This is a genomic window from Sulfitobacter sp. LC.270.F.C4, assembly GCF_032922545.1.
In the GTDB taxonomy this organism is placed as follows: Bacteria; Pseudomonadota; Alphaproteobacteria; order Rhodobacterales; family Rhodobacteraceae; genus Sulfitobacter; species Sulfitobacter profundi.
In genome coordinates this window covers 609959-633738 of sequence record NZ_CP136692.1, presented here as the reverse complement: position 1 = coordinate 633738, position 23780 = coordinate 609959, and the positions used below count along the sequence as shown (strand labels likewise).

General features: G+C 62.9%; 22 protein-coding genes. 2 read left to right on the top strand and 20 right to left on the bottom strand.

Translation table 11 applies throughout. The features are described 5' to 3' along the window. Positions 1-5: 5 nt before the first annotated feature. The 8 genes from R1T45_RS06885 to R1T45_RS06850 all read right to left on the bottom strand — a co-directional run bounded on the left by R1T45_RS06885 (position 6) and on the right by R1T45_RS06850 (position 7605). Complete coding sequence (locus tag R1T45_RS06885; protein ID WP_317390474.1) at positions 6-1082, bottom strand: DUF1513 domain-containing protein; 1077 nt, start codon at positions 1080-1082, stop codon at positions 6-8. Further along, on the bottom strand, positions 1082-2068 hold the full coding sequence (locus R1T45_RS06880; RefSeq protein ID WP_317390473.1) for an imelysin family protein: 987 nt from the start codon (positions 2066-2068) through the stop codon (positions 1082-1084). The genes R1T45_RS06885 and R1T45_RS06880 overlap by 1 nt, the downstream gene beginning before the upstream one ends. Then, positions 2068-3591, bottom strand: a complete 1524-nt coding sequence (locus R1T45_RS06875; RefSeq protein ID WP_317391047.1) for a di-heme oxidoredictase family protein — start codon at positions 3589-3591, stop codon at positions 2068-2070. The genes R1T45_RS06880 and R1T45_RS06875 overlap by 1 nt, the downstream gene beginning before the upstream one ends. A gap of 69 nt (positions 3592-3660) precedes the next feature. Beyond that, the gene (gene bfr / locus R1T45_RS06870; protein ID WP_067628967.1) at positions 3661-4146 is read right to left on the bottom strand and encodes a bacterioferritin; all 486 of its coding nucleotides are present in this window, start codon (positions 4144-4146) and stop codon (positions 3661-3663) included. Then, the gene (locus R1T45_RS06865; RefSeq protein WP_067628965.1) at positions 4143-4391 is read right to left on the bottom strand and encodes a bacterioferritin-associated ferredoxin; all 249 of its coding nucleotides are present in this window, start codon (positions 4389-4391) and stop codon (positions 4143-4145) included. Before R1T45_RS06865 ends, bfr begins: the two co-directional genes overlap by 4 nt. 61 nt (positions 4392-4452) lie before the next feature. Further along, positions 4453-5715, bottom strand: coding sequence for an imelysin family protein (locus tag R1T45_RS06860; protein ID WP_317390472.1), 1263 nt, complete (start codon positions 5713-5715; stop codon positions 4453-4455). Positions 5716-5845: 130 nt separating this feature from the next. Continuing rightward, on the bottom strand, positions 5846-6403 hold the full coding sequence (gene rsmD / locus R1T45_RS06855) for a 16S rRNA (guanine(966)-N(2))-methyltransferase RsmD (RefSeq protein WP_317390471.1): 558 nt from the start codon (positions 6401-6403) through the stop codon (positions 5846-5848). Then, complete coding sequence (locus tag R1T45_RS06850) at positions 6400-7605, bottom strand: FAD/NAD(P)-binding oxidoreductase (RefSeq protein WP_317390470.1); 1206 nt, start codon at positions 7603-7605, stop codon at positions 6400-6402. Before R1T45_RS06850 ends, rsmD begins: the two co-directional genes overlap by 4 nt. Positions 7606-7693: 88 nt before the next feature. On the opposite strand from R1T45_RS06850, the gene R1T45_RS06845 reads away from it, so the two are divergent. Beyond that, a complete protein-coding gene (locus R1T45_RS06845; RefSeq protein WP_132444087.1) occupies positions 7694-8182 on the top strand; it encodes a peroxiredoxin in 489 nt (162 codons plus the stop codon). 76 nt (positions 8183-8258) lie between these two features. Here R1T45_RS06845 and R1T45_RS06840 read toward each other — a convergent pair whose 3' ends face one another. From R1T45_RS06840 to R1T45_RS06805, 8 genes are all read right to left on the bottom strand, one after another. Next, entirely contained in the window at positions 8259-9104 is an 846-nt protein-coding gene (locus tag R1T45_RS06840; protein WP_132444086.1) for a mechanosensitive ion channel family protein, read from the bottom strand. Positions 9105-9116: 12 nt separating this feature from the next. Beyond that, positions 9117-9425, bottom strand: a complete 309-nt coding sequence (locus R1T45_RS06835; RefSeq protein WP_067628953.1) for a 4a-hydroxytetrahydrobiopterin dehydratase — start codon at positions 9423-9425, stop codon at positions 9117-9119. Continuing rightward, on the bottom strand, positions 9422-10609 hold the full coding sequence (locus R1T45_RS06830; RefSeq protein WP_317390469.1) for a GNAT family N-acetyltransferase: 1188 nt from the start codon (positions 10607-10609) through the stop codon (positions 9422-9424). Before R1T45_RS06830 ends, R1T45_RS06835 begins: the two co-directional genes overlap by 4 nt. Positions 10610-10657: 48 nt before the next feature. Next, positions 10658-11419, bottom strand: a complete 762-nt coding sequence (locus R1T45_RS06825; RefSeq protein WP_120349961.1) for a glycerophosphodiester phosphodiesterase family protein — start codon at positions 11417-11419, stop codon at positions 10658-10660. Beyond that, positions 11416-11874, bottom strand: a complete 459-nt coding sequence (locus tag R1T45_RS06820; protein ID WP_067628947.1) for a RidA family protein — start codon at positions 11872-11874, stop codon at positions 11416-11418. Before R1T45_RS06820 ends, R1T45_RS06825 begins: the two co-directional genes overlap by 4 nt. Positions 11875-11965: 91 nt before the next feature. Continuing rightward, positions 11966-13276 (bottom strand): HlyD family type I secretion periplasmic adaptor subunit, encoded by a 1311-nt coding sequence (locus R1T45_RS06815; protein ID WP_317390468.1) that lies wholly within the window; start codon positions 13274-13276, stop codon positions 11966-11968. Then, on the bottom strand, positions 13273-15009 hold the full coding sequence (locus R1T45_RS06810) for a type I secretion system permease/ATPase (RefSeq protein ID WP_317390467.1): 1737 nt from the start codon (positions 15007-15009) through the stop codon (positions 13273-13275). Before R1T45_RS06810 ends, R1T45_RS06815 begins: the two co-directional genes overlap by 4 nt. 115 nt (positions 15010-15124) lie before the next feature. Then, entirely contained in the window at positions 15125-17380 is a 2256-nt protein-coding gene (locus tag R1T45_RS06805) for a PBP1A family penicillin-binding protein (RefSeq protein ID WP_317390466.1), read from the bottom strand. A gap of 271 nt (positions 17381-17651) precedes the next feature. Between R1T45_RS06805 and amt the strand changes: the two genes are divergently transcribed. Next, complete coding sequence (gene amt / locus R1T45_RS06800; RefSeq protein ID WP_132444080.1) at positions 17652-18959, top strand: ammonium transporter; 1308 nt, start codon at positions 17652-17654, stop codon at positions 18957-18959. A gap of 59 nt (positions 18960-19018) precedes the next feature. Here the strand turns inward: amt and R1T45_RS06795 are convergent, their stop codons facing one another. The 4 genes from R1T45_RS06795 to smpB form a co-directional block, all read right to left on the bottom strand. After that, positions 19019-20743 (bottom strand): histidine kinase N-terminal 7TM domain-containing protein, encoded by a 1725-nt coding sequence (locus tag R1T45_RS06795; RefSeq protein WP_317390465.1) that lies wholly within the window; start codon positions 20741-20743, stop codon positions 19019-19021. Between the two features lie 200 nt (positions 20744-20943). After that, positions 20944-22125, bottom strand: a complete 1182-nt coding sequence (locus R1T45_RS06790; protein WP_317390464.1) for an amino acid aminotransferase — start codon at positions 22123-22125, stop codon at positions 20944-20946. Between the two features lie 33 nt (positions 22126-22158). After that, positions 22159-23013 carry a 3-mercaptopyruvate sulfurtransferase gene (gene sseA, locus R1T45_RS06785; protein ID WP_067622460.1) on the bottom strand — a complete coding sequence of 285 codons (855 nt, stop codon included), beginning with the start codon at positions 23011-23013 and terminating at the stop codon, positions 22159-22161. Between the two features lie 259 nt (positions 23014-23272). Further along, complete coding sequence (smpB, locus tag R1T45_RS06780; RefSeq protein WP_067266812.1) at positions 23273-23761, bottom strand: SsrA-binding protein SmpB; 489 nt, start codon at positions 23759-23761, stop codon at positions 23273-23275. Positions 23762-23780 lie beyond the last annotated feature (19 nt).

Here is a 23780-nt window from a genome sequence, read left to right as displayed (position 1 = left end):
CCCGCCTATCCGTCGATGGCAACCAGATGGTTGTCCCACGCCCGCGCGGCGGTAGTGAGCCGCGACAGCGCCGCCTCTTGCAGCGACAGGATACCGCCCAGCCCATCCGTGGCGACGAAACCGCCCCGTCCCGGCGCCAGTCCGCAGACATCGGCACGGCGGTGACTGGCAAGGAAACCACCTTTGCTGTCAAACAGATGCAGCCGCCCGCCCCGGGGGGAGGTGATACCGACCGCCCCGCCATCTGCCGCGAATGCCACGCTGCCTGCGTAGCCCTGCATCGCGATTTGCTCGGCCAGATCGGCCTCGGCCAATACCGGGTTTTGCCCGCGCCGGTGGAGGCCCAACAACGGCACGGCGTCGTTCGGCTCCCCCTGCCATTGCATCGCAAAGGCCACCTGCCCGTCCGGCGCCAAGGCCAGATGACGGATCGAGTTCTTGTGCAGGTCATCCGGCAGTTCGACCTGCTCCAGCATCTCGCCCGAGAGGCTGACATAGGACAGATTGGGCCGCATCTCGTCGATGTTCAGCTTCTCCCGGCCGCTGTCGGGATGGGTGCGGATGCCGCCATTGGCCACCACCAGCACATCCTCGGCCAAGCGGCGGATTTCATGCGGGCCGACCCCGCCTGAGGCGATCTCTCCGATCCGGGCATAGCCCTCGGCACGGGACCACAGGCCGATGCGCCCTTCGCCCGTGTCGATCTCATTCTCGCTGGTGGCGAGGATGGCCCCGCCCTGCAAAAACGCCCCATGTCCGTAGAAATGCCGCCCCTCCGGCGCGTCGAGGCGATGGGCGACACGGCCCTTCACGCAGTCGATCACCAGTGCAAACCGCCCCGGGCGGCGGGCAAAGGCCACGGCCTCGGGCGCCGTGGGATGCGCGGCGGCGGCATGGCCCCGGTCGGGCAACGGAATCCGGAAAATGTCGTGGCCCGTCCCGTCCAGCCCGAAAAGCGCATAGGCCCCCGAAGGGTCACGCGCGGCGGCAAGGTAGGCAGGGCTGCCAGCGGCGGCCCAGCCCATCGCCGGCAAGCTCGACGCGGCGGCGAGACCCGCAAGGAAATGGCGGCGCGACGGCATCAATCGCCGTCCGCCGAGTTGAACCCGACGGAAACGCCAAGCGCCGGGGCGATCTCAGCGCTCACGGCCTCGGCAATGGCCCGCACATCATTTTGCAGCGCCTCGACCCGGATACGGCTTATCGGGTCGGCCACCCCGGCAAAGACGGGGTCCTCCAACACGCGCGCGGCGCTCAAGGCGCGGTCGAATGCGGCGTCGGTTTTGGGGGTAGCGGCGTCCGACAGCGTGTCGGCTAGACCCTGCAATGCTTCGAGTGACAACACCACATTGCGCAGGCTGCGGCCCGAACGGCGCGCCTCGGCCACCTGCGGCTTCGGCGCATCAAAACTGCCCATCGGGCGGCCTAGACGTTGGTCCGCGACAAATTCGAGCCCGGTTGCCAAAGCCGTGTAAAGCGCCTGCGATACCTCGCGCGGGCTGAGGAAACGGTCATTGCCCGCCTCCCCGGCGCTGCGGAGCGCGGCGGCGAAATCCTCTCGCCAAGCGGTGTCGACCTCGCGGCCCAAATTGGCCAGGTCGGCCGCCATCGCGCGGGCCAATGCGCAGCTATAGCTCTCGGCCCCGTAGCCTGCGAAGTCATCGTCATAAAGCAGCCGTTCCAGCGCAAAGAGCCCGCGCGCGGCGATGGAGACCTCGGCGTACTCCCCGCTTGTCGCAATCGGGTCTTCCTCGGCCACCAGTCGCGCCACGCTGCGCCCTACCATGCCGCGCGTGTCGGGCCAAAAGGCGATGGCCAGCCCGCGCCCGTCTTCCTCTAGCGGGCCAAGGGTCAGATGCGCGATGCCGAGCCATGCGTCGAAAGCCTCTTGATAGGCCGGGCGCAGGGCCGTGTCGGTGCAATTGGCCTGCGCTGCAGCGTCGAGCGCCGCAGTGGCAGAGGCGAAACGGGCGGTGCCGGGCAGCGCGTGGTCTTGGATCACCTCCTCCACCCCGGCGAGGGCGGGGGCGGCGGTCAGAAGGAATGTGGCGGTAAGCAGGCTGCGCATCAGAGGCTCTCCAGATAGCGGATCAGGGCGTCACGGTCGGCTTTGGGCATCTCCACCACGGCATCGCGGGCGGGCTGGGCTTCGCCGCCGTGCCAGAGCACCGCTTCGAGCAGCGACCGCGCGCGCCCGTCGTGCAGGAATTGGGTATGCCCGTTAACCTGTTCGGTCAAGCCGATGCCCCAAAGCGGCGCGGTGCGCCATTCGCGCCCATTCGCGCGGCCCTCGGGACGGTTGTCGGCCAGCCCTTCGCCCATGTCATGGAGCAAAAGATCGGTCATCGGCCAGATCAGCTGAAAGCTTTGCTCGGGCTGATCCTCCAGTCGTTCGGTCACGAATTTCGGCTGGTGACAGGAGGTGCAGCCGACCTCATGGAACACCGCCTTGCCGCGCAGCACCTCAGGTGCGCCGACATCGCGGCGGGCCGGCACGGCAAGGTTGCGGCTGTAGAAGGTCACCAGATCCAGCCCTTCGGCGTCGATCTCTGCCCCGCGCGCGTCACCGTTCCCATGCGGGGCATCGCGGCAGGCGGTTTGCTCGGTGGTGCAATCGCCCCATGCCGCATCGAAGATGGGGGAGGAAATGCCGATGTCGCCTGCAAAGGCGCTGGCGGATTGTTCGCGGATCGTCGGTGCGCCGGATTTCCAGCCGAAACGGCCCAACATCGGGCGCGCGTGCTCAAAGGACCAGACGATCTGCGCCCGACCAGAGATGCCATCGCCGTCGGCGTCTTCGGGGTCCGCGAGGGCCAAGATATCTGCGGCTGGGATCGCTTCGAGCAGGCCCAAACCGATCATCGGCGGGGCTACACGGGGGCTGAGCATCGCTCCCTCGGCCAAGGGGCCATACCCGAGGTCTTCGGCACTGTAGGTCGGGCGGCGCAGGCTGGCGGTCTCTCCCTCGGAGAGCGCGACCTCCACCTCTTCATAGCGCAGGCCCAGCCGGTATTCCGCCGGATGCCCCGCCACCCCGAAATCCTGCAATTGCCCGCCATAGACCGGATCGGGCCGCGTGCGGGGGGTGGTATCGCCCACCGAAAGCAGGAACGCCTCGATCTCGTTCATTGCCTCTTCGGGGGCGGTGGGGACCGAGATGCGCAGAAACATCGACACCGCGTCATCCTCCGGCCCCTCGGGGGGATGGCCGCGCCCGTCTTTCAGGTGGCAGCGTTGGCAAGAGCGCGCGTTAAAGAGCGGCCCCAGCCCGTCAGAGGCCAGCGTCGAAGACGGCGACGACACCCAGAGCTTTTTGAACAGCCCATTGCCGACCTTGAAATCCAACTCACGCTCAAAAGGAATGTTACCCGAAGGCAGCGAAAACGCATCGGCATTGCCGCGCGGGCTGACCGTTGCGGCCCCTGCCGGGTTCGTCTCAAAGGGTTCGGGCCTGTCGAATTCGGTCGCGGGGGCGGTGACCTTGGCGATCCGGGCGGTCTCTTCTGCGGTGCGGGGGATCACCTTGAGATGCGGTTCCTCCAATGCTTGCGGGGCGGCGGCGGCCATGCTCGCGGCGGCCGCCGTGAGCATCGGAATGAGGAATCGCATGGGGAATGCCTTGGATAGCGGCAGGCCCAAAACCGGGCCTGCCAGTCGAAGTTACTTGCTGTCGTCTGTCGGCTTGGCTTGAAGCTGGCCATAGACGGCCTCGCCCAGTTCGGCCTGAAGCGACAATTGAGTTTCGAGGAAGTCGATATGCCCTTCCTCGTCGGCAATCAATTCCTCGAACAGGTTCTTTGAGACGTAATCGCCCACCTGATCGCAGTGATTGCGCGCCTCAATGTACAGGGTGCGGGCCTCATGTTCGGCGGCCAGATCGGACTCAAGACATTCCTTGACCGTTTCACCGATGCGCAGCGCGTCCAGCTTTTGCAGGTTGGGGTGCCCTTCAAGGAAGATGATCCGTTCGATCAGCTTGTCGGCGTGGTTCATCTCTTCGATGCTTTCCTCGCGCGATTTATCGGCAAGCCGACCATAGCCCCAGTCTTCTTGCAGCCGGTAATGCAGCCAGTACTGGCTCACGGCTGTCAATTCGCTGCGCAATGCCGCGTTGAGATATTCGATGACCTTGTCGTCGCCCTTCATGAACCTGTCTCCTTGTTTGGTTTTGCCTGACTTAGAGTGGTTGTCAGCACAGGCACGGAAAAGTTGCCATTTCCGCGCATGGTAGACAAGAACAGAGGCATGCAACCGCCACAATCGGCTGCTTTGCCCAAGGCACGGTAGATTTTGCCCGCAGTAATGACCGTGCGCGCATCAGAGGCGCGCATCCAGTCGATGGCATTGTTGATATCGCGATCGGTGATGTTCTGACAGTGACAAACAATCATGGTTTTGCGTATTCCTTGGCTGGCCCCGGGCCGCCGCAGCGGCCCAGAGGAAGGGTTAGGATTACTGGAAAACCGCGTCCGGCGCATCAAGGCTGTCGGACCCTTCGAAAGCGATTTCATCACCGCCCAAAACGGTCACGGCACGCTCGATGGCGCGGGTCTGGTTTACCAGCGCATCGACCGCGCCCATGATCAGCGCTTCGCCTTCGGCATTGCCGCGCTCAAGCATCATGTCATAGCTGAAACCCGCTTCGGCGGCGGTTTTGATCTGGCCCAGTTCCACCATGGAGGCGTTCAGCTTGGCGCGCAGGTCTTCGTCGACGGTGGCATCGGCGCTGGCCACGAGGTCAGACAGCGATGCGCCGGAAACCACGCGGCCATCGACGCGCAGGTATTCGCCCAGATAGACGTTCCGCACGCCCAAACCGTCGTAATAGTGGCTGTTGTGTGTGTTGTCGGAGAAGCAGTCGTGCTCTTCTTCGGGGTCGTTGAGCATGACGCCCAGCTTCATCCGCTCACCCGCCTGCTCACCGTAGGAGAGCGAGCCCATGCCAGTCAGGATCGCGTCGATCCCGGCGTCTTCGTCTGCCAGCACGGCGGCGCGTGCCTCACCGCCTTCGGCCCATTGAGCGGCCATCCATTCCAGATCTCTGACCAGCAGATCGGTCGCGGCTTTCAGGTATTGCCCACGGCGGTCACAGTTGTCGCCGGTGCAGTCTTCGCCGGTCGCGTAGTCGGTCCAAGGGCGGTTGCCCGCGCCATGCTCAGTCCCGTTCAGGTCTTGGCCCCAGAGCAGGAATTCGATGGCGTGGTAGCCGGTGGCGACATTGGCCTCAACCGCGCCCGCCTCGTGCAACTGCCCTTCGAGGAGCGCAGGCGTGATCTCGGTGGCGTCCACCTCTTCCCCGCCCAGCGTGAAGGTCGGGTTGGCGATGACGTTCAGAACCGCCAATTGGTTTTCATCCGTCTCGCCGCCATAGGAGGCGTCGACATAGTCGATCAGACCTTCGTCCAGCGGCCAAGCGTTTACCTTGCCTTCCCAGTCATCGACGATGGCGTTGCCAAAGCGGAAGACCTCGGTCTGCTGGTAGGGCACGCGGGCGGCCAGCCATGCGGTTTTCGCAGCCTGAAGCGCTTCGGCCGAGGGGGTGGCGATCAGCATCTCGACGGCGGTTTGCAGCGTCTGCGCGGTGGTCAGGCTGTCTTCGTAGCCCGCCTGCGCGATGTTGGCATAGGTGCCAAGCACCTCGGCCTTGTCTTGTGCAAATGCCGGAGCGGCGGCGCATGTGATCAGCGCAATGGCCGTGGTCGCTTTGAGGCGCATCGAATGTCCTTCCTTGAAAATCACCTTGGTCCCGACGCAGGGCGCGCCGGGCCTTCGGGCAATAGGTGACTTATTCTGTCGGAAAAGACAAGGATCAACCTGAGAGGGGATAGCGCTCGGCAAAAAGCCGTTAGCTTGCAGCCCTTTGCAGCAGCGTCACATGGGTATCGCCGTATTTGCGCGTGTCGATCCGGGCGAATCCCACGGGCGCGTGCATGGGTGCGCTTTCCTCCCAAACGATCATCGCGCCGGGTGCAAGCCAGCCGCCTTCGGCTGCCGCAACAAGCGCCTTTTGCCCCAAGGATTTGCCATAGGGCGGGTCAAGGAAGACCAGATCGAAAGGGTCCTGTGCGCATGGCCCCAGCCGCGTCGCGTCATTGCGCAGCAGCCGCGTTTCCGCCTCCGCCTCCAGTTTGCGCACATTCTCCCCGATCAACTGCTGGCCTGTCCGGCCATTCTCAACAAAGCAGACCGACACAGCACCGCGCGACAGGGCCTCGAACCCAAGCGCGCCGGTGCCTGCGAACAGGTCCAACACCTGCGCGCCCTCGATCACATCGTGATGGGTCAACATCGAAAAAAGGCTCTCGCGCACCCGGTCGGAGGTCGGTCGCAGATGCGCCCCGGCGTCGCCCTTGCCAAGCGCGGCAAGCGGTCGGCCACGGTATTTCCCAGCGATAATCCTCATGGTTTCAGCAATGCCTTTAGGTCTGTCTGAGAGTCCGCGACCAAAGCCGGGTCTGGCGATTTTCCCGCTTCGATCAGCCGTTTGCCCACCATATAGCCGCGCGGATCGTTCGCGGCATCGACGGCCAGCAACGTTTCGCCAAGGTAGTACCAGAACGACGCGCTGCCTTGGCCAAGGCGGGTGATCACGCGGTCATAGCCTGCGTTCAGCCCGGCGATTTGCAGTTTCACGTCATATTGGTCCGACCAGAACCACGGTTTGGCGATGTATTCCTTACCCGCGCCGAGGATATTTTCAGCGACCACCTCGGCCTGATCGATGGCATTGGGCACGCTTTCCAACCGGATACGCCCGCCGCGATAGGGGAAAGAGGTGCAATCCCCCGCCGCCCAGATGCCCGGCACACTCGTGCGGCCCTGCGCGTCGACCTTGATGCCGTTGTCGATCTCGATCCCTGCTGCTTTGGCCAACGCGATGTCGGGCTCGATGCCCACGCCGGTGATGACGAAATCGGCGGCAATCTCTGTCCCATCGCTCAGCCGTGCGCCGGTGACGTGGCCTTCGCCCAAGAGCCGCTCCAGCCCCACGCCTTCGCGCAGGGTCACGCCGTGGCCTTCATGCAGGGCGCGGAAATAATCACTGGTCTCGGGCGCTGCGACGCGCTGCAGGATGCGGTCGGCCATTTCCACCAGCGTGACCTCTAGCCCCAGCTTGGCCGCGACAGCCGCGGCTTCCAGCCCGATGTAGCCACCGCCGACGATCAGAACCTTCGCGCCCTTCACGAAACGCGGCGCCATGGCATCCACATCCGCCAGATCACGCACGGTAAAGACGCCATCCAGATCGCCGCCGATCGCCGCTGGCAGCCGACGCGGGAGGGAGCCGGTAGCGAGCACCAGTTCGTCATACGCGACCTCGCCCTCGGTCGTGCTCAGAACACGCGCCTCGGGGTCAAGCGCGGTAACGCGGCAATCGGTCTTGAGCGCGATCCCTTGGTCGGCATAGAAGGCCTCGGGCCGCAGAAACAGCCGCTCCAGTGTCATATCGCCCAGCAGATACCCTTTGGACAGCGGTGGCCGTTGGTAGGGCGGGCAAGGCTCGGCCCCGATCAGGGTGATCTTGCCCTCGAACCCGCCATTGCGCAGTTTGGCCACGCAAGAGGCCCCCGCCTGCCCGGCTCCGATCACCACCACATGCTGCATTTGCCTACCCCCGATTGATCTGGTCTCAGTCGCGGTCAAAGCCTATATCTGGCCCCAAGACAACCGCAATGACAGGAGAGGCTATCCCATGACGATTTCTCAAGGTTCGACGCTGCCGGACGCGAAACTGGTTCAGATGGGCGCGGATGGGCCCGAGCCGGTACAGATGGCCGACAAGCTCAAGGGCCGCAAAGTGGTGATCTTTGCCGTGCCGGGTGCGTTCACGCCCACCTGCCACTCTGCCCATGTGCCGAGCTTCGTGCGCACCAAAGATCAGTTCGACGCCAAAGGCGTGGATGAGGTGATCTGCGTCTCCTGCAACGACCCTTTCGTGATGAAAGCGTGGGGCGAAGCGACCGGCGCGAGTGAGGCCGGGATCACCATGTTGGCCGACGCCAGCAGCGCATTCACCCGCGCCATCGGCATGGAGTTCGACGCCGAAGGTGCCGGGCTGGTCAGCCGGTCCAAACGCTATGCGATGCTCGTCGAAGACGGCAAGGTGACACTGTGGCAGCCCGAGGAAAGCCCCGGCACCTGCGAGATTTCCGGCGGCGAAGCACTGCTGGACAATATGTAAAATGCGAACGCCCGGCCAGATTGGCCGGGCGTTTTACTGATGGGGGTGCCCCGTGAAGGGCCACAGACGCGAAGGCCTATTCCGCAGCCTGCACGATGGTGCGTGTGGGGAACGGAATATCCACCCCGCCTTCATCCAACGCCTCTTTGACCTTGCGGGTCATATCGGCCTTGAAGGCAAAATAATCCCCCGCGCTGCACCAGACCCGCACAAGGAAATCGACCGAACTGTCGTTGAGATTGTTCACCTGAATGAAGGGCTCAGGATCGGCATGGGCGCGTTCATCCGCCATGATCGTGCTGCGAATGATCTCTTCGGCGGTCTTGAGGTTCGCGCCATAGCCCACGCCAAAGGTCCATTCCGCGCGGCGGGTCGGGTTGACGGAATAGTTGGTGATGACATTGCCCCAAACCTCAGAGTTCGGCACGATGACCTGCACATTGCTGAGGTCGGCCAGCACGGTGTAGTTCAGGTTGATCTGTTTGACCGTGCCCATCTCGCCCGCGATCACAACGAAATCGCCGATCTTGATCGGGCGAAAGAGGATAAGCATGACCCCGGCGGCCACGTTCGACAGGGTGCCCTGCAGGGCCAGACCAATCGCCAGACCCGCCGCACCGATAACCGCCACGACCGAGGTCGTCTTGACCCCGAAAGTGTTGAGCACGAACAAAACGGTAAAGCCCAGCACCACATAGCGCACGATGGAAGCCAGAAATTCGAACAGCATCTCGTCGAGGTGCTTGTTCCGCTTACCAAGGTTTTCGACACGGTGTTGCAGCCAACTTGAGATGACCCACCCCAGCAACAGGATCACAATCGCGCCGATCACCGAGCCTGCCGCGCTGGCAAGAAACTCCAGTGTCAGCAGATCGGCAATCGTCTTGCCCTGCCACAGTTCCGTTTCAAACAAATCTTGCATCCGGTCTCTCCGTCAGTCTTTCCCGGCCCCAAAGAGACCATCCATCTTGCGCGCCAATTTCGCGTCGAGCGAGCTTAGCCCATCCACGTCATGGGTGATCAACGTCACCTCCACGCGGTTGTAAACATTGCTCCATTCGGGATGGTGATTCCACTTTTCCGCCCAAATAGCCACCCTTGTCATCCAGCCAAAGGCGTCGGCGAAATCCTTGAACTTGAACGTCTTGTGGATCGCATCCCGGCTTTCGACCATTTCCCAGCCGGTATTGAACAGCGGTTGCAGCAGCGTCTTACGGGTCTCGATGCTTAATCTCTCGGTCATTCTTGTTCCTCGATCGTCGTCTTTTTAAAGGGGCCGTAGTCGGTCAGCACGCTAATCTCTTCGTCCACGGCGTCGCGTTCGGCCTGCAGATACTCCCCCACGGCAGAGGCAAAGCCCGGATCGCGCATCCAATGCAGCGACCATGTGGGTGACGGCAGATAGCCGCGTGCGAGCTTGTGTTCGCCCTGCGCACCCGCCTCGACACGGGAAAGCCCATAGGCGATGGCGAAATCCATGGCGCGATAATAGCACAGTTCGAAATGCAGAAAGGGGTGGTGTTCGGTACAGCCCCAGTAGCGGCCAAAGAGCGTTTCTGCCCCGATGAAGTTCAGCGCCCCGGCAACCCAACGCCCGTCACGTTCGGCCAGCACCAGCGCGATATCGTCGCGCAGGTTTTCTTGCGCGTGGTCAAAGAATTCCCGCGTGAGATAAGGCGAACCCCATTTCCGCGCGCCGGTGTCTTGGTAGAACTGCCAAAAGGCATCCCAATGCTCGGGCGCGATCTGGTCGCCGGTGAAGGTGTGGATCGTGCCGCCAAAATCCTGCGCCTGTGCGCGTTCTTTGCGGATGTTCTTGCGCTTGCGCGAAGACAGGCTGGCGAGGAAACCGTCGAAATCCGCATAGTCGCGGTTGTGCCAGTGAAACTGCTGGCTTTTGCGGCTCATCAGGCCCAGTGCTTCGGCCCGGGCGACCTCCTGCTCGGTGCAAAAGGTCACATGGAGCGACGACAGCGCGTTATTATCGGTCAGCTGCACCGCGCCTTGAACCAGCGCGGCGGTGCCCGCCTCTTCAAACTCGGGCCGCACCAAAAAGCGCCGCCCGGTGGCGGGGGTGTGGGGCACGGCGATCTGCAGTTTGGGGTAATACCGCCCGCCCGCGCGCTCATAGGCATGGGCCCAGTTGTGGTCGAAGATATATTCGCCTTGGCTGTGCGATTTGGCATACATCGGCGCCACGGCGATCACTTGGCCCGCAATCCGCGCGGCCAGATACTGCGGCTGCCAGCCCGTGCCGGGGCCGACCGATCCGCTCTGCTCTAGCGCCGACAGGAAACGATAGGTCGTGAACGGGTCACGCGGACGGCCCCCGCCCGCGGCCTCGGGACAGGCGCAGGCGTCCCAGTCCTTTTGGCCGATCTGTGCCAGTTCTGGCACCACGGTAATCTCGATTTCCTGCGCGTTCATCTGAGCCTTGCCTGTCTTGCGTCCTATGTGTGGCCTCGGCCTCGCAGATCAAGAGCGCGGACGCGGCAGATACCCCTCAAAGGTCACGTTCTGCGCCACCTGACGCGCGATGTCTTCCTCAGCTTGGCTGCGGATCGTCCAACAGAGCACCGCCGCCCCTTCGGCCTTTAGCTCAGCCACACGCGGGCGGTTCAGGTCATCGGCCTCATGGCTGATGAAACAGGAGCCGGTGTCGGCATAGTCGGGTATGCCCCGCAGCCGATCGCAGGTGGCTGCGGGCAGCGGCCATTCATCGGGGCGGTAGGCGCTGGTGGTCAGACCGCGTGGCACGTCGGGCAAAAGATGGGCAAGTGCGCGGACCGAATGCGGATTGAACGACATGACCGCCAAATCGCCCCGGTAGCGGCCAAGCAGTTCGGCGGCGGCGGTCTCAAGCGGGCCCCCGTTCGGCCCCATGGCGCCGTCTTGATCCTTGAACTCCACCAAAAGCGGCACGCGCCCAGCGATGAGGTCGAGGATTTCCTCAAGCGTTGGGATCCCCTCGTCGCCGCCCTTTAGCGGGATGGCGGCAAGGGCGCTGGCCTCACGCAGCCGGACCGCGCCGCGCTCTGGTGTCAGCCGCTCCAAAGCATAGTCATGGAACACCATCGCCTTGTTATCGGCGCTGAGTTGTACATCAATCTCGATGCCGACACCTGCATCGACAGCCGCCCGCACGGCGGCGCGGCTGTTCTCGGGCCGCCCGGCAGAGAGATCATGCAGCGCGCGATGCGCCAGCGGAATGTCCAGAAAGGCGGCGGGAAGGGTCATTCGATCTCAAAAATGCCTTCGATTTCGACGGCGACACCCAGTGGCAGTGATGCGGCAGAGACCGCCGAGCGGGCGTGGCGGCCCGCGTCGCCCAAAGCCTCGACCATGAAGTCGGAGGCCCCGTTGATGACCTTGGGCTGGTCAGTGAAATCGGCGGTTGAGTTCACGAAGCCCGTCAGTTTCACAACCCGTTTGAGACGGTCCAGATCGCCTCCGCAAGCAGCGCGGACCTGCGCCAAAAGGCTCAGCGCACAGCTGCGCGCGGCGGCGGCCCCGGCGTCGACATCCATACCGTCGCCCAAACGCCCGGTGATCAACCCATCCGGCCCGTTGGAGATTTGGCCCGAAACATAGACGGTATTGCCGGTGACCACAAAGGGCACATAGTTCGCGGCCGGTGCGGGCGCGTCGGGCAGGGTGATGCCGAGATCGGCAAGGCGGGCGGTCAGGGACATGACGGGCTTCCTTTGGTTGCGGGTTCAAGCGGACGCTAACCGCCCTCCGCCCCGAGGAAAAGCCCCTTTGCCGCCCGCCCGGCGCCGCGCATCAGCTTTCGCGGAACGCGCGCGCAAAATAGTCGGCCATAGGTTTCAACAGATAGGCCATCGGAGAGCGTTCGCCGGTGCGGATAAACGCCTCAACCGGCATGCCGGGCAGCAAGATCGTGCCCTCTTCCAGCTTGTCGATCTCGCCGGGGTTAAGCGCAATCTCGGCCCGGTAATAGGTTTGCCCGGTCGCGTCGTCGTCAATGGAATCGGCAGAGACCTGCAAGACCTTGCCCACCAGTTCCGGCGTGGTGCGCTGGTTCAACGCCGAAAGACGCAGATTGACCTCTTGGCCCACGGCGACCTGATCGATGTGGATGGTCTGGACCCGCGCGGCGATGACCAGCGGGCGATCTTGGGGGACGAGGTACATCAACGGCTCCGCCGCGCGCACGACCGACCGCGGGGTTTGGATCTGCATCCCATAGATCACCCCCGACACCGGCGCGCGAATATCAAGCCGGTCAATCTCGGCCCTGAGCGCGCGGCGCTGTTCGGCCATCTCCAACTCGCGGTAGCGCAGGTCGCGCAACTGGGTGATCGCCTCTTCCCGCCCGGCGGAGCGCAGTTTCAGCCGCTCGATGTCAATCTCTGTCACCCGCTCTTGGGATTGCGCCTTTTGCGCCGACAACTCGCCGATCTGGCCGCGCAGACGGGCCTGCTCGCGCATCAGCGTCAAGACGGCAGAGGCCTGCGTCAGGCCACGGTCCAGCAGCGACTGCTGATTACCCAACTCCTCTTCGATCAGCTCCAACTGGCGCGATAGCGCGGCCTCTTGCGCATCGACCCCGCGAATTTGCGCGTTGATCTGCGCCCGGCGTTTGCCCAATTGCTCAAGCTCTTGGGCCACGCTGACGCGGCGCGCGTCAAACAGGTTGCGCTGGCCGTCCACCAGTTCCTGCACATCGGGATTTTCGGAGGCGGCGGTTCGCAACTCTTCGTCAAAGGTGACCGCCTCGACTTCATCGCGCTGCGCTTCCAGACGGCTGCGGCGGGCCATAAGCTCATAAAGCTGGCCCTCGACGATGGCCAATTGCGAGGTCAGCTGCTCTGCATCCAGACGCAGCAAAGCGTCACCGGCGGCGACACTGTCGCCCTCATCCACAAAGATTTCGGCCACCACACCACCGGTTTCATGCTGGACGATCTGCCGGTTGCGGTCGACTTCGATCCGGCCCGAAGCCACCACCGCCCCGGCGATTTGGCTGGTCACGGCCCAAGTCCCAAAACCGCCGAAAAGCAAGATCAGCCCGAAGAACCCAAGGATCAGGGGCCGGGTTGCCGACCAGCGTTTGTCGCCGTGATCGGTCATACCACGCCCCCCGACCGCGGGGGGGCCTGCTGAATCTCGCGGTGGTTTTGCACCATCCCGGCAAGCACCTCATCCTTGGGACCAAAGGCTTTGCGGATGCCGTTATCGAGAACCAGCAGCGTGTCACATTCCTGAATGGCCGCTGGGCGATGTGCCATGATCAGCACCGACCGCCCGCTCGCCTTCATCTGCCGGATTGCGTGGTTCAACGCCTGAGAACCGGTATTGTCGAGGTTCGAATTCGGCTCATCCAGCACCACGATCACCGGGTCATCATAAAGCGCCCGTGCCAGCCCGATGCGCTGCATCTGTCCGCCAGAAAGCCGCACCTGCCCCGCGCGAATGGGCGTGTCATAGCCTTGGGGGAATTCGAGGATCATCTCATGCGCCGCCGCCAATTTGGCGGCCTTGATCACTTTGGCATCGTCGGGGTCGGGGGACAGCCGGGCGATATTCTCGGCGATGGTGCCATCGAACAATTGGACGCGCTGCGGCAGGTATCCGATATGCCGCCCCAAGGTTTCGCTCCCGTAATGCTCAAGGGCGGCCCCATCCAGCCGGATCGACCCGCCCGCAGGCGGCCAGACCCCGGTGAGGGTGCGCGCCAATGTCGACTTCCCCGCCCCCGACGGGCCGATCACGCCCACCGCCTGCCCCGGCTCGACGGTAAAATTGATCGACTTGAGCGCTGCCTGTTTCTCGCCCGGTGCCACGACGGTCAGCGCCTTGGCGACCAGCCGCGCTTTGGGCTGCGGCAGCGCGGTGCGCGGGGGTTCTTCGCTCACGGCGCCGAGAAGCTGCGCCAGATTGGCCCAACCGGACCGCCCCCGCTGCACCACCGGCCATTGGTTCAATGCCAGTTCGACCGGCGCCAGCGCCCGGCCCAGCAGGATCGAGCCTGCGATCATCGCGCCCGGCGTCATCTGGTTTTTCAAGACCAACCACGCGCCGAGCCCCAGCATGGCGGACTGCAGAAACAACCGCAGCGTCTTGGTCATCGCGGTGAACGTGCCGCCCACGTCGGTCGATTTGACCTGCTGCTCCAACGCCTGACCACGGGCCTGTTGCCAGCGCGAGAATGCCGCGTCACGCATCCCCATCGCCTGCACCATCTCAGCCTCGACCCTGATCTGGTCCGACATTGCGTTCGCTGCCTGCCCCGAGAGGTTTGCACGCGCTTGGCTTTCGCGCGACAGCAACTGGTTGGCAATGGTGATCACCACCAGCACCGCCGCGCCGCTCACCGCCAGCCACCCCAGCATCGGGTGGAACAGAAAGATCGCCGCGAAAAAGATCGGCGTCCAAGGTGCATCGAAGGCGGCCATCAGAACTGGCGATGTCATCAGCCGTTGCACGGCTTCAAGATCGGCAAGGCCCGCGTTGGTCTTCACATCCGGGGCCACGGCGGATTTGCGCACCACCGCGTCGAACACCCGCCGGTCGAGATCGGATTGAAACCGCGCGCCCACCCGCGCCATGATCCGGCCGCGCGTGTAATCCAAGAGCCCCATCACCGCATAGAGAAAGACCACAAGAACCGAGAGGGCGATCAGCGTCTCTTCGGAGCCGGAGCCGAGCACCCGGTCATAGACCTGCAACATATACAGCGGGCCGGTAAGCATGAGCATATTGGCGAATAGGCTGAACAAGGCCACAGCCCAATAAAGCCCACGGCTGCGCCCGCGCACGCGACGCAGTTCGGACAGCCCCCTGTTCACCACATCGCTTTGCATCAATCCCTTTCGAAGCTGCCCACACAGAACCCGACACGCTTCCCGCTTATGGGGAATTGATAATGATTTTGATAACCCAGTGCCATTTTTTTCTCGGGCCGCCGCCCCGACCGCCTTAGCGGTCGAGGAAACTGGGTGCAGGCGCGCTGGCGCCACTGCCGCTGCTGCCGCCGCCAAAGATGTCACGCAGAACGCGGTCGATCACATTGTCCGCGCCGCCACCCCCCTGATTGCCCCCGCCCTGCGGTTGCTGCGGCTGTGGCTGCGGTTCGGGCTGCGCTTCGCTCAGGTTGCTGGGCGGGGCGGGCGCCTGCATCGGCAACTCCTTGAGGGGCAGCCCATCATGCACGCGGCTCATGGTTTCGCGCCAAATCTCTGCGGGCAGGCCACCGCCTGTGACCCCGGTGAGCGGCGTGTTGTCATCATAGCCCATCCAGACCCCGGCCACATAATCCGCCGAAAAGCCGACGAACCAAGCGTCTTTGTTGGCCGAGGTGGTGCCGGTCTTGCCTGCCAGTTGACGGTCGCCAAACTGGGCGCGCTGGCCGGTTCCCTCCGAGATCACCTTCTCCATCATATAGACCAACTGGCGCGCGGCATCTTCTTGGATGACCCGTTCGTTGATACCGCCGCCGGTGCCCATCAGCGCCTCCGTCTCGCCCAAGAGGCGCAGATCGACCAGCCCGTAGGGGGTCACCGAAGAGCCGCCGTTCAGGATGCCCGCGTAGGCGCCCGTCATCTCGAGCAGGGTGCTTTCCGATGCGCCAAGTGCCAGCGCCGGGCCTGCGGCCAGATCGCTTTTGATGCCGAACTGCGTGGCGACCGCACTCACCGTCTCGCGGCCTACGCTTTCCGAGACTTTGACCGCCGGGATATTCAACGAGTTTTTCAGCGCGTCTGTCAGGGAGACCGGGCCTTTGAAGTTCTTGGTGTAGTTCTTGGGGCACCACTCACCCGAACCGGGGATGTTCAGGCAGTAGGGTTCGTCCACGATGATGTCTTCGGGCGAATAGCCCAGATCAAGCGCCGCGGCATAGATGAAGGGTTTGAACGCCGACCCGGTCTGGCGCATCGCCTGCGTGGCACGGTTGAACGCGCCCGCGACCTTAGTCTTGCGCCCGCCGACCAGCGCCCGCACCGCCCCATCAGAAGACATCACCACGATGGCCGCCTGCGCTTTGGAGGTGTCGCGCACCTTGTTTTCAAAGACCCATTTCAGCCCCTCCTCTGCCGCGCGCTGGATGCGCTGGTCGAGGGTAGTTTTGATGATGACATCTTCGGTGGTGTTGCGGGTAAAGAACTCCGGCCCCGAGGACATGACCCAATCGGCGAAATAGCCGCCCGCCTCGGCCTCTGCCGCCTCGGACAGTTGCGCGGGATTGGCGATGGCTTCGTCAGCCTCGGCTGCGGTCAGATAGCCCTGATCTTCCATCAGGCGGATCACCGTGGCGGCACGGCTTTGCGAGCGATCCAGATTGTTGGTGGGCGATAGGGTTGTGGGCGCGGTCAAAAGACCGGCCAGCATCGCGCCCTCAGACGGCGAAAGCGCCGCGGCGGGCTTGCCAAAGAATCGCTGCGCCGCGGCCTCTGCGCCAAAGGCACCGCCGCCCATGTAGGCACGGTTCAGATAGATCGAAAGGATGTCGCTCTTGGAGTATTTAATCTCCATTGCGACGGCAAAAAGCGCTTCTTTGGCTTTGCGGCCCAAGGAAGAGCGACGGCATTCCGCCTCATATTCCTTTTCCGTCATGCCGCTGCTGGGGTCATAGGGCTCGCCCAGACAAAGCAGTTTGGCCGTCTGCTGGGTGATGGTCGACCCGCCATGGCCGGAAAGAGGGCCGCGGCCCTCGCTTAGGTTGATCCGCACCGCCGAGGCGATGCCCCGGGGGCTGACCCCGAGATGGTTGTAGAATCGCTTGTCTTCGGTGGCGATGACCGCGTTTCGCAGATGTTTGGACACCGAGTCTGCCGAGACCACGCCGCCAAACTGGTCGCCGCGCCAGGCAAAGACCTCTCCCTCCCGGTCGAGCATGGTGACAGAGCCGCGCGCGCGGCCATCCAACAGCGCTTCGAGCGGCGGAATGGTGGTATAGATATAGCCGACAGCCAAGGCGAGAACGAGGAAGGCCACAAGGCTCACGCGCCATGTGATCGTCCAGATCAAACGCCAAATCCAACGGGCCAAGCCAGCAAAGAAACCAATGATTCCCCCGCGCCGAGGGCGTTTGGTGCGCGCGGCCTTGCGGCGGGCCGGTGCTGCCTTGCGCGTGGCCGGTTTGGCCCGCGCAGAGGTCTTGGGCTTGGGTTTGGCCTTGCCCGGATACCGCCTGTCGGCGACCAGAGGGCGTTTGCGCTTGTTCTTGTCAGTCATAAAATCGCCTGCTCGGCCCTATTTTTCGCCACTTTAGCCTGACTGCAGCGGTTTGTTTAGCGCTGCAAGGTCCAATCGGCGTCAAATGTCTGATTAATTTATAGGCAGATTCCAGCCGGCGCCCGCTTTTTAGGCAGCACTGCCAAGCAATGGCGCAAATATGGCAAGCAAACCTGTCCAAGAGCGCCCGATATCCGGTTTTCTCATGCTGCACGGGCAGCCGCCCGCTTCGGTAAGCACGCATTCGGACCCGCAGACAGGAAACGACCATATGAAACCCACCTTAATACTTCCCCTCGCAGCGGCGGTCATCGCCCTGCCCGGGCTGGCGCTGGCACAGGACGCGGAATACGCGACGCTGGCGGATACGACCTTCATCTTCAACACCCTGCTTTTCCTGATCGGCGGTTTCCTCGTCTTTTGGATGGCGGCGGGTTTCGCCATGCTGGAAGCCGGACTTGTCCGCTCCAAGAACGTCACAACGCAGTTGACCAAGAACATGGGCCTCTTTGCCATTGCGGCGGTCATGTATTGGCTGGTGGGCTACAACATCATGTACCCCGGTGACGGCAATTGGATCATGGAAGGCGTCTTTGGCACCTTCGCCACCAAAGACATCAAGACCGAGATTGACGCAGGCGGCTATTCCAACGCTTCCGACTTCTTCTTTCAGTTGATGTTCTGCGCCACCACCGCCTCCATCGTGTCCGGCGCGCTGGCCGAGCGGATCAAACTCTGGCCCTTCCTGATCTTCGTGGTCGTGCTGACCGGCTTCATCTACCCGATCGAAGCATCTTGGCAGTGGGGCGGCGGTTTCCTTTCCGCAATGGGCTTTAGCGACTTTGCCGGGTCGACCCTTGTGCACGCCGCTGGTGGCTTTGCCGCCCTCGCTGGTGCCATCGTACTGGGGCCGCGCTTGGGCAAATACGGCAAAGATGGCCGCGTTGTGCCGATGCCGGGTTCCAACCTTGCGCTCGCCACTTTGGGCACGTTCATCCTGTGGATGGGCTGGTTCGGCTTTAACGGTGCGTCGCAGCTTGCCATGGGCACAATCGAAGATGTCGACGCCGTGGCGCAGATCTTTGCCAACACCAATATGGCCGCTGCCGCCGGTGCTGTTGCTGCGCTGATCCTGACACAGGTGATGTACAAAAAGGTCGACCTGACCATGGTGCTGAACGGCGCGCTGGCGGGCCTCGTCTCGATCACTGCCGGGCCGCTTGACCCGACATTGTTCGGCGCGCTTTGGATCGGTGCCGTGGGTGGTGTCATCGTGGTCTTCACCGTGCCCATGCTCGACAAGTTCAAGATCGATGACGTGGTCGGCGCGATCCCGGTTCACCTGATCGCTGGCTTCTGGGGCACGCTGGTTGTGCCAGTCTATACCGAGGGCACATCTTTCGTCACACAGATCATCGGCTTTGCCGCGGTTGGCCTCTTTGTCTTCGTCGTCAGCTTCGTTGTCTGGCTGATCCTGAAAGCTGCCGGTGGCATCCGCGTCAGCGAAGAAGCCGAGATCACCGGTTTGGACATGTCCGAACTGGGGATGGAAGCCTATCCTGAGTTCGCCAAGGGCTAAGCCCTAGCCACATCGCCAAGCAATTGACCGCCCGGCCAGCAATGGCCGGGCGGTTTGCGTTAGGCCACCAAGGGTAAAGAAATCGTAAAGGTCGTGCCGACACCCGGCGCGCTGACATAGCGGATACTGCCGCCGTGCCGGTCCAGAATTTGCCGCGTGATATGCATCCCCAGACCGCTGCCATAGGCAGTTTTCGTGTCGGAGCCGTCAAGCTGCGAGAAACGGGCAAAGACCTGCTCTTCCGCCCCCGGAGGAATGCCGCAGCCGCTATCGCTTACCTGCACCAGCGCCATGCCTTCGGCGTGCTCAAGACTGACTTCCACCAGTCCGCCTGGCAAAGAGAACTTCACCGCGTTCGAAAGCACATTGCCAAAGACCTGACCCAACCTCTCGGCATCCGCCTCCACGATCAGGGGGTCATCAGACAACGCGCAGGTGAAACGGATATCCTTGTCGGGTTGCAGGCTTTCCGCGCGCGCCACAGCGCCCTGAACCAGCGGGCCAAGTGCAACAGATTGAAGGTCAATGCTGAACGCCGCACTGCTCAGGCTTTGGGTGTCGATCAGATCGTTAACCAGCGTCGTCAGCGTCTCGGAACCGTCTGTGGCCTTTCCAAGCAAACGTGCCTTTTGCGCATCGTTCAGCTTTGCGCCGCCCTGTGACAGCAGGCCAAGCGCGCCGTTGATCACCGTCAGTGGGGTCCGCAACTCATGGCTCACCGTGGCAAGGAACTGCATCTGCATCTGCTCGGCGGCGATCGCTTTCTGAGCGGCGATCTTTTGCACCGTCACATCCAAGAGCGCCACCGCCCAACCGACCTGTTTTTGCCCGACACCCAAGGAAATCGCATGAGCGCGTACGGCGAAATGGCGGTGGCCCAACTGGATATCGGTCACGTCCGGCAGGCTACCGTGGGCCGCGAGATGGCGAATGACCGGCCCCAGCTCTCCGAACTCGCTCAGCGGTGCTTCGGGCTCTGCGCCGCGGCGCAACAGGTCGGCCGCAGCCGGGTTCGTCTCAATCGCAACCCCTGATGGGTCGACCACGAATACCGGGTCGGTGCTGTTGTAGAACAACAGCTCCCGCGCGATCGCGTTGACATCGATCCAGCGGTTGTCAGCCACCAGCCAAACCACCAGCGTCAGCGAAAGCGCAAAGGAAAAGGGCGTCGGATCGGTGTGAAACAGCGTGATCCCGCCCAGAATATAGCCCAAATTGGCCACCATGGGGATCAGCGTCGCGGCGAAGAGCTTTAGGAAAAAGCTGCGCACCGCGGGGTTGGCCGTCCGTACGGCACGGCCCGCCACCACCGCCGCAGCCACGATGACCATGTAAAGATAGGCAATCGCGATGAAAAAGAGCGGGCCATGGTCAGATTGGACGTAGGCCCCCTCTTCGCTCAAAATCCACTTGGTTTCCGGCCCGTAGAATTTCTCATGCCAGCCGCTTGTCACTGCCGCGAGAGTGATCAGCGCCGGCGCAACCCCGGCGCAGATCGGCACCAGATACCGCGGCACCTTGGCCCCGAGTGCATATTCGTAGAGGAAAAAGGCCCAGAAGGTCGGCAGCAGCACAAAGCCGATCCATGCCCAACGACTAACCCCAAAGGCACAGGCCGCCGTGGTGGCCGAAAGCTCGACCCCGACTGAAAGAAGCCACATGTCCATGGCCAAGATCGCCAGCAAGAACCAATGTTTGCCGGGCAGACTGCTGTGGCCACGCACCCAATAGCCCAAGACGGTGACAACCGATGCCGTCACAATCACGAGCTGTACGGCTGGCATGCCAACATCCAACCGAATGCATTGAAAAATTGATTCTAAAATTTGCCTGACCTTAAGTTTTCGCTCAAGGTACTCAATCCGGGCAATCGGACCAAGTTCTGTTTTAATGTAGACATTACGGGGGCATAGTGCCCAGTTATGTTATCAACGCTTGGGTCGGCAGGATGTTCGGGCCGCGGCAGGCGCGGCCCGAAATAGCGTTAGATGCCTACGTCGATGATCGCGCGGGCCAGAATTGGCACGCTGTTTTGGTTCAACCCTGCGATGTTCATACGGCTGTCACCAACCATGTAGATGCCATGCTTTTCGCGCAGCGCTTCGACCTTGTCCGGGGTGGTGCCAAGGCGCGAGAACATGCCCCGGTGCTGGGCGAGGAACCCAAAGCGGTCCGACCCGGACAGGCGCTGCAATTCACCGGCGAGCTGCTCACGCAGGGCAAGCATGGCGTTGCGCACGTCTTCCAACTCGGCCTGCCAGTCGGCCTTGAGCGCGTCATCGGTCAGGATGGTCGAAACGATCCGCGCGCCGTGGTCGGGCGGGAAGCTGTAGTTCTGGCGGTTGAGAAAGGCCAAGGTGGCTTGGTTCAGCCCTTGGGCCGCCTCAGAAGCGACCAGCATCAGGATGCCGGTCCGCTCTTGGTAGATACCGAAGTTCTTGGAACAGCTTGCCGCGATCAGGCATTCGGGCACCGAAGACGCCACTTTGCGGGTCGCGGCGGCATCGGCTTCCAGCCCGTCGCCAAAGCCCTGATAGGCGATGTCGATCATCGGCACGGCACCGGTGCTTTGCAGCACTTCGATCACCGCGTCCCATTCACTGCTGTTAAGGTTCGCGCCGGTTGGGTTGTGGCAGCAGCCATGCAGCAGCACCACATCGCCCTTTTTGGCGGTTTTGAGATCTTCGATCATCCCATCGAAGTTCACGCCGCCGGTTTCACTGTCGAAATAGCGGTAATTCACCACTTCCATGCCCAGATAGGACAGGATCGACAGGTGGTTCGGCCATGTCGGGTCAGACACGAAAACGCGCGCTTCGGGGTTGGCCATGCGCACCAGTTCAAACGCCTGACGCACCGCGCCGGTCCCGCCGGGGGTGGCGGCGGCGGCGATCGCACCGCGCGGCACGGCATCGCCCAGCACAAGCGCGGCCATCGCGTTGGTATAGGCCGGATCACCAGCCAAACCGGTGTAGACCTTGGTGTCTTGGTTTTCCCAGATGCGCTGCTCGGCGGCTTTGACGGCGCGCATCACCGGGGTGTTGCCGCTGGCGTCTTTGTAAACGCCGACGCCGAGGTCGATCTTCGTGTCACGCGGGTCTTCGCGGTAGGCCTGTACAAGGGCGAGGATCTTGTCAGCGGGTTGCGCCTTGAGCGTCTCGAACATGGGGTTCTCCGGTTGGAAGGTAACTAAAAAGGGTTAAGCCGCGCCGGTGGCGACGGGCACGGTGGGGAACATGCCCCACTCAGCCCATGAGCCATCATAGAGCGACCATTTGCGGTGACCCACCCGCTCCAGCGCCAGCGCCAGCACGGCGGCGGTGATGCCCGACCCGCAAGAGGTGATGACGGGTTTGGCAAGGTCCACGCCCGCCGCCTCGAAAATGGCGCGGGTCTGTTCGGGGGTCTTCATCGTTTTGTCGTCGTTGAGCAATTCGGTGAAGGGCACATTGCGTGCGCCGGGAATATGGCCTGCGCGCAGCCCTTCGCGTGGCTCTGGCGCATCGCCGCGGAAGCGGGCGGCTGCGCGGGCGTCCACGATCTGCGGATCGCCGAGTTTCGAGGCATGGGCGACCTGCGTCACATCGCGCACCAACTGGTTCTGAAAGCGCACGGTCATGTGGCGGTCGCGCGGCACGGGCGGCATATCTTCGGTTTCGCGCCCCTCGGCCTGCCATTTGGGCAGACCACCATCGAGCACGGCGACATTCTCCTGCCCCATCAGGCGGAACAGCCACCAGACACGCGCCGCCGACATCAGCCCGGCGCCGTCATAGACCACCACCTGATGCCCATCACCCACGCCCATCGCGCGCAGGCGCGACATGAATTTCTCGATCGGGGGGGCCATATGCGGCAGGTCCGACCGCGCGTCAGAGATGTCATCAATGTCAAAGAACCGCGCGCCGGGAATATGGGCGGCGTCATACTCGGCCTTCGGATCGCGCCCGGCGTCGGGCAGATACCACGAGGCATCAAGGATGCGCAGGTCAGGGTCTTTCAGGTGCTGAGCCAACCAGTCGGTTGAAACCAATGTCTTGGGATCGTCGGCCATCGGGGCCTCCTTCGTCGCGGGCGTTGCCCTTGACTATAACCGGTAGGGGATGCTGGCAAGTGGAAGGGGGTTTGAGAGGTGTAAGGAGGGCCATCGCCTGCCCGTGGGGTGGCGATGCTACGGGCTGTTGGCACCATTTTATGGTTCAGCTTTGATGTGTGCCGTCAAGGAGGCGCCCGCCTCACCAAATCGCCAGCCCGCCGGTACGGGCAGGCGATGGCCCGGCGCCTGCGGCTTGATTCCGGGCCTGCCGTGCGTATCAGCCGTGATCCTTCAACAACCGCTGCTTCTGCCGCGACCAATCACGTTTCGCCGCCGTCTCGCGCTTGTCATGCAGCTTCTTACCCTTGGCCACACCGATCTTGATCTTCGCCATACCGCGATGGTTGAAATACATCACCAGCGGCACCAGCGTCATCCCCTTGCGCTGCGTCGCGTTCCACAGGTCGGCCAATTGCTTGCGGCTGACTAGCAGCTTACGGCGGCGGCGTTCCTCATGCTGAAAGGTCTTGGCCTGCTTATAGGGCGCCACGTAAGAGTTCACCAACCACAGCTCGCCATCCTCCACGGCGGCGTAACTCTCGGCGATATTCGCCCCGCCTTCGCGCAAAGATTTCACCTCGGACCCTTCAAGGATGATGCCGCATTCGATGTCTTCTTCGATAGCGTAATCAAACCGCGCGCGGCGGTTTTCGGCGATCACCTTGTAGTTCGGATCGGATTTGGAGCTGGATTTGACCTGTGACATGCCAAAGCATGTAGAGCGC

Coding starts and splice junctions, on each gene's coding strand:
- R1T45_RS06885 (WP_317390474.1), bottom strand. CDS start 1,082: ATGCCGTCGCGCCGCCATTTCCTTGCGGGTCTCGCCGCCGCGTCGAGC.
- R1T45_RS06880 (WP_317390473.1), bottom strand. CDS start 2,068: ATGCGCAGCCTGCTTACCGCCACATTCCTTCTGACCGCCGCCCCCGCC.
- R1T45_RS06875 (WP_317391047.1), bottom strand. CDS start 3,591: ATGCTCACGGCGGCCGCCGCGAGCATGGCCGCCGCCGCCCCGCAAGCA.
- bfr (WP_067628967.1), bottom strand. CDS start 4,146: ATGAAGGGCGACGACAAGGTCATCGAATATCTCAACGCGGCATTGCGC.
- R1T45_RS06865 (WP_067628965.1), bottom strand. CDS start 4,391: ATGATTGTTTGTCACTGTCAGAACATCACCGATCGCGATATCAACAAT.
- R1T45_RS06860 (WP_317390472.1), bottom strand. CDS start 5,715: ATGCGCCTCAAAGCGACCACGGCCATTGCGCTGATCACATGCGCCGCC.
- rsmD (WP_317390471.1), bottom strand. CDS start 6,403: ATGAGGATTATCGCTGGGAAATACCGTGGCCGACCGCTTGCCGCGCTT.
- R1T45_RS06850 (WP_317390470.1), bottom strand. CDS start 7,605: ATGCAGCATGTGGTGGTGATCGGAGCCGGGCAGGCGGGGGCCTCTTGC.
- R1T45_RS06845 (WP_132444087.1), top strand. CDS start 7,694: ATGACGATTTCTCAAGGTTCGACGCTGCCGGACGCGAAACTGGTTCAG.
- R1T45_RS06840 (WP_132444086.1), bottom strand. CDS start 9,104: ATGCAAGATTTGTTTGAAACGGAACTGTGGCAGGGCAAGACGATTGCC.
- R1T45_RS06835 (WP_067628953.1), bottom strand. CDS start 9,425: ATGACCGAGAGATTAAGCATCGAGACCCGTAAGACGCTGCTGCAACCG.
- R1T45_RS06830 (WP_317390469.1), bottom strand. CDS start 10,609: ATGAACGCGCAGGAAATCGAGATTACCGTGGTGCCAGAACTGGCACAG.
- R1T45_RS06825 (WP_120349961.1), bottom strand. CDS start 11,419: ATGACCCTTCCCGCCGCCTTTCTGGACATTCCGCTGGCGCATCGCGCG.
- R1T45_RS06820 (WP_067628947.1), bottom strand. CDS start 11,874: ATGTCCCTGACCGCCCGCCTTGCCGATCTCGGCATCACCCTGCCCGAC.
- R1T45_RS06815 (WP_317390468.1), bottom strand. CDS start 13,276: ATGACCGATCACGGCGACAAACGCTGGTCGGCAACCCGGCCCCTGATC.
- R1T45_RS06810 (WP_317390467.1), bottom strand. CDS start 15,009: ATGCAAAGCGATGTGGTGAACAGGGGGCTGTCCGAACTGCGTCGCGTG.
- R1T45_RS06805 (WP_317390466.1), bottom strand. CDS start 17,380: ATGACTGACAAGAACAAGCGCAAACGCCCTCTGGTCGCCGACAGGCGG.
- amt (WP_132444080.1), top strand. CDS start 17,652: ATGAAACCCACCTTAATACTTCCCCTCGCAGCGGCGGTCATCGCCCTG.
- R1T45_RS06795 (WP_317390465.1), bottom strand. CDS start 20,743: ATGCCAGCCGTACAGCTCGTGATTGTGACGGCATCGGTTGTCACCGTC.
- R1T45_RS06790 (WP_317390464.1), bottom strand. CDS start 22,125: ATGTTCGAGACGCTCAAGGCGCAACCCGCTGACAAGATCCTCGCCCTT.
- sseA (WP_067622460.1), bottom strand. CDS start 23,013: ATGGCCGACGATCCCAAGACATTGGTTTCAACCGACTGGTTGGCTCAG.
- smpB (WP_067266812.1), bottom strand. CDS start 23,761: ATGTCACAGGTCAAATCCAGCTCCAAATCCGATCCGAACTACAAGGTG.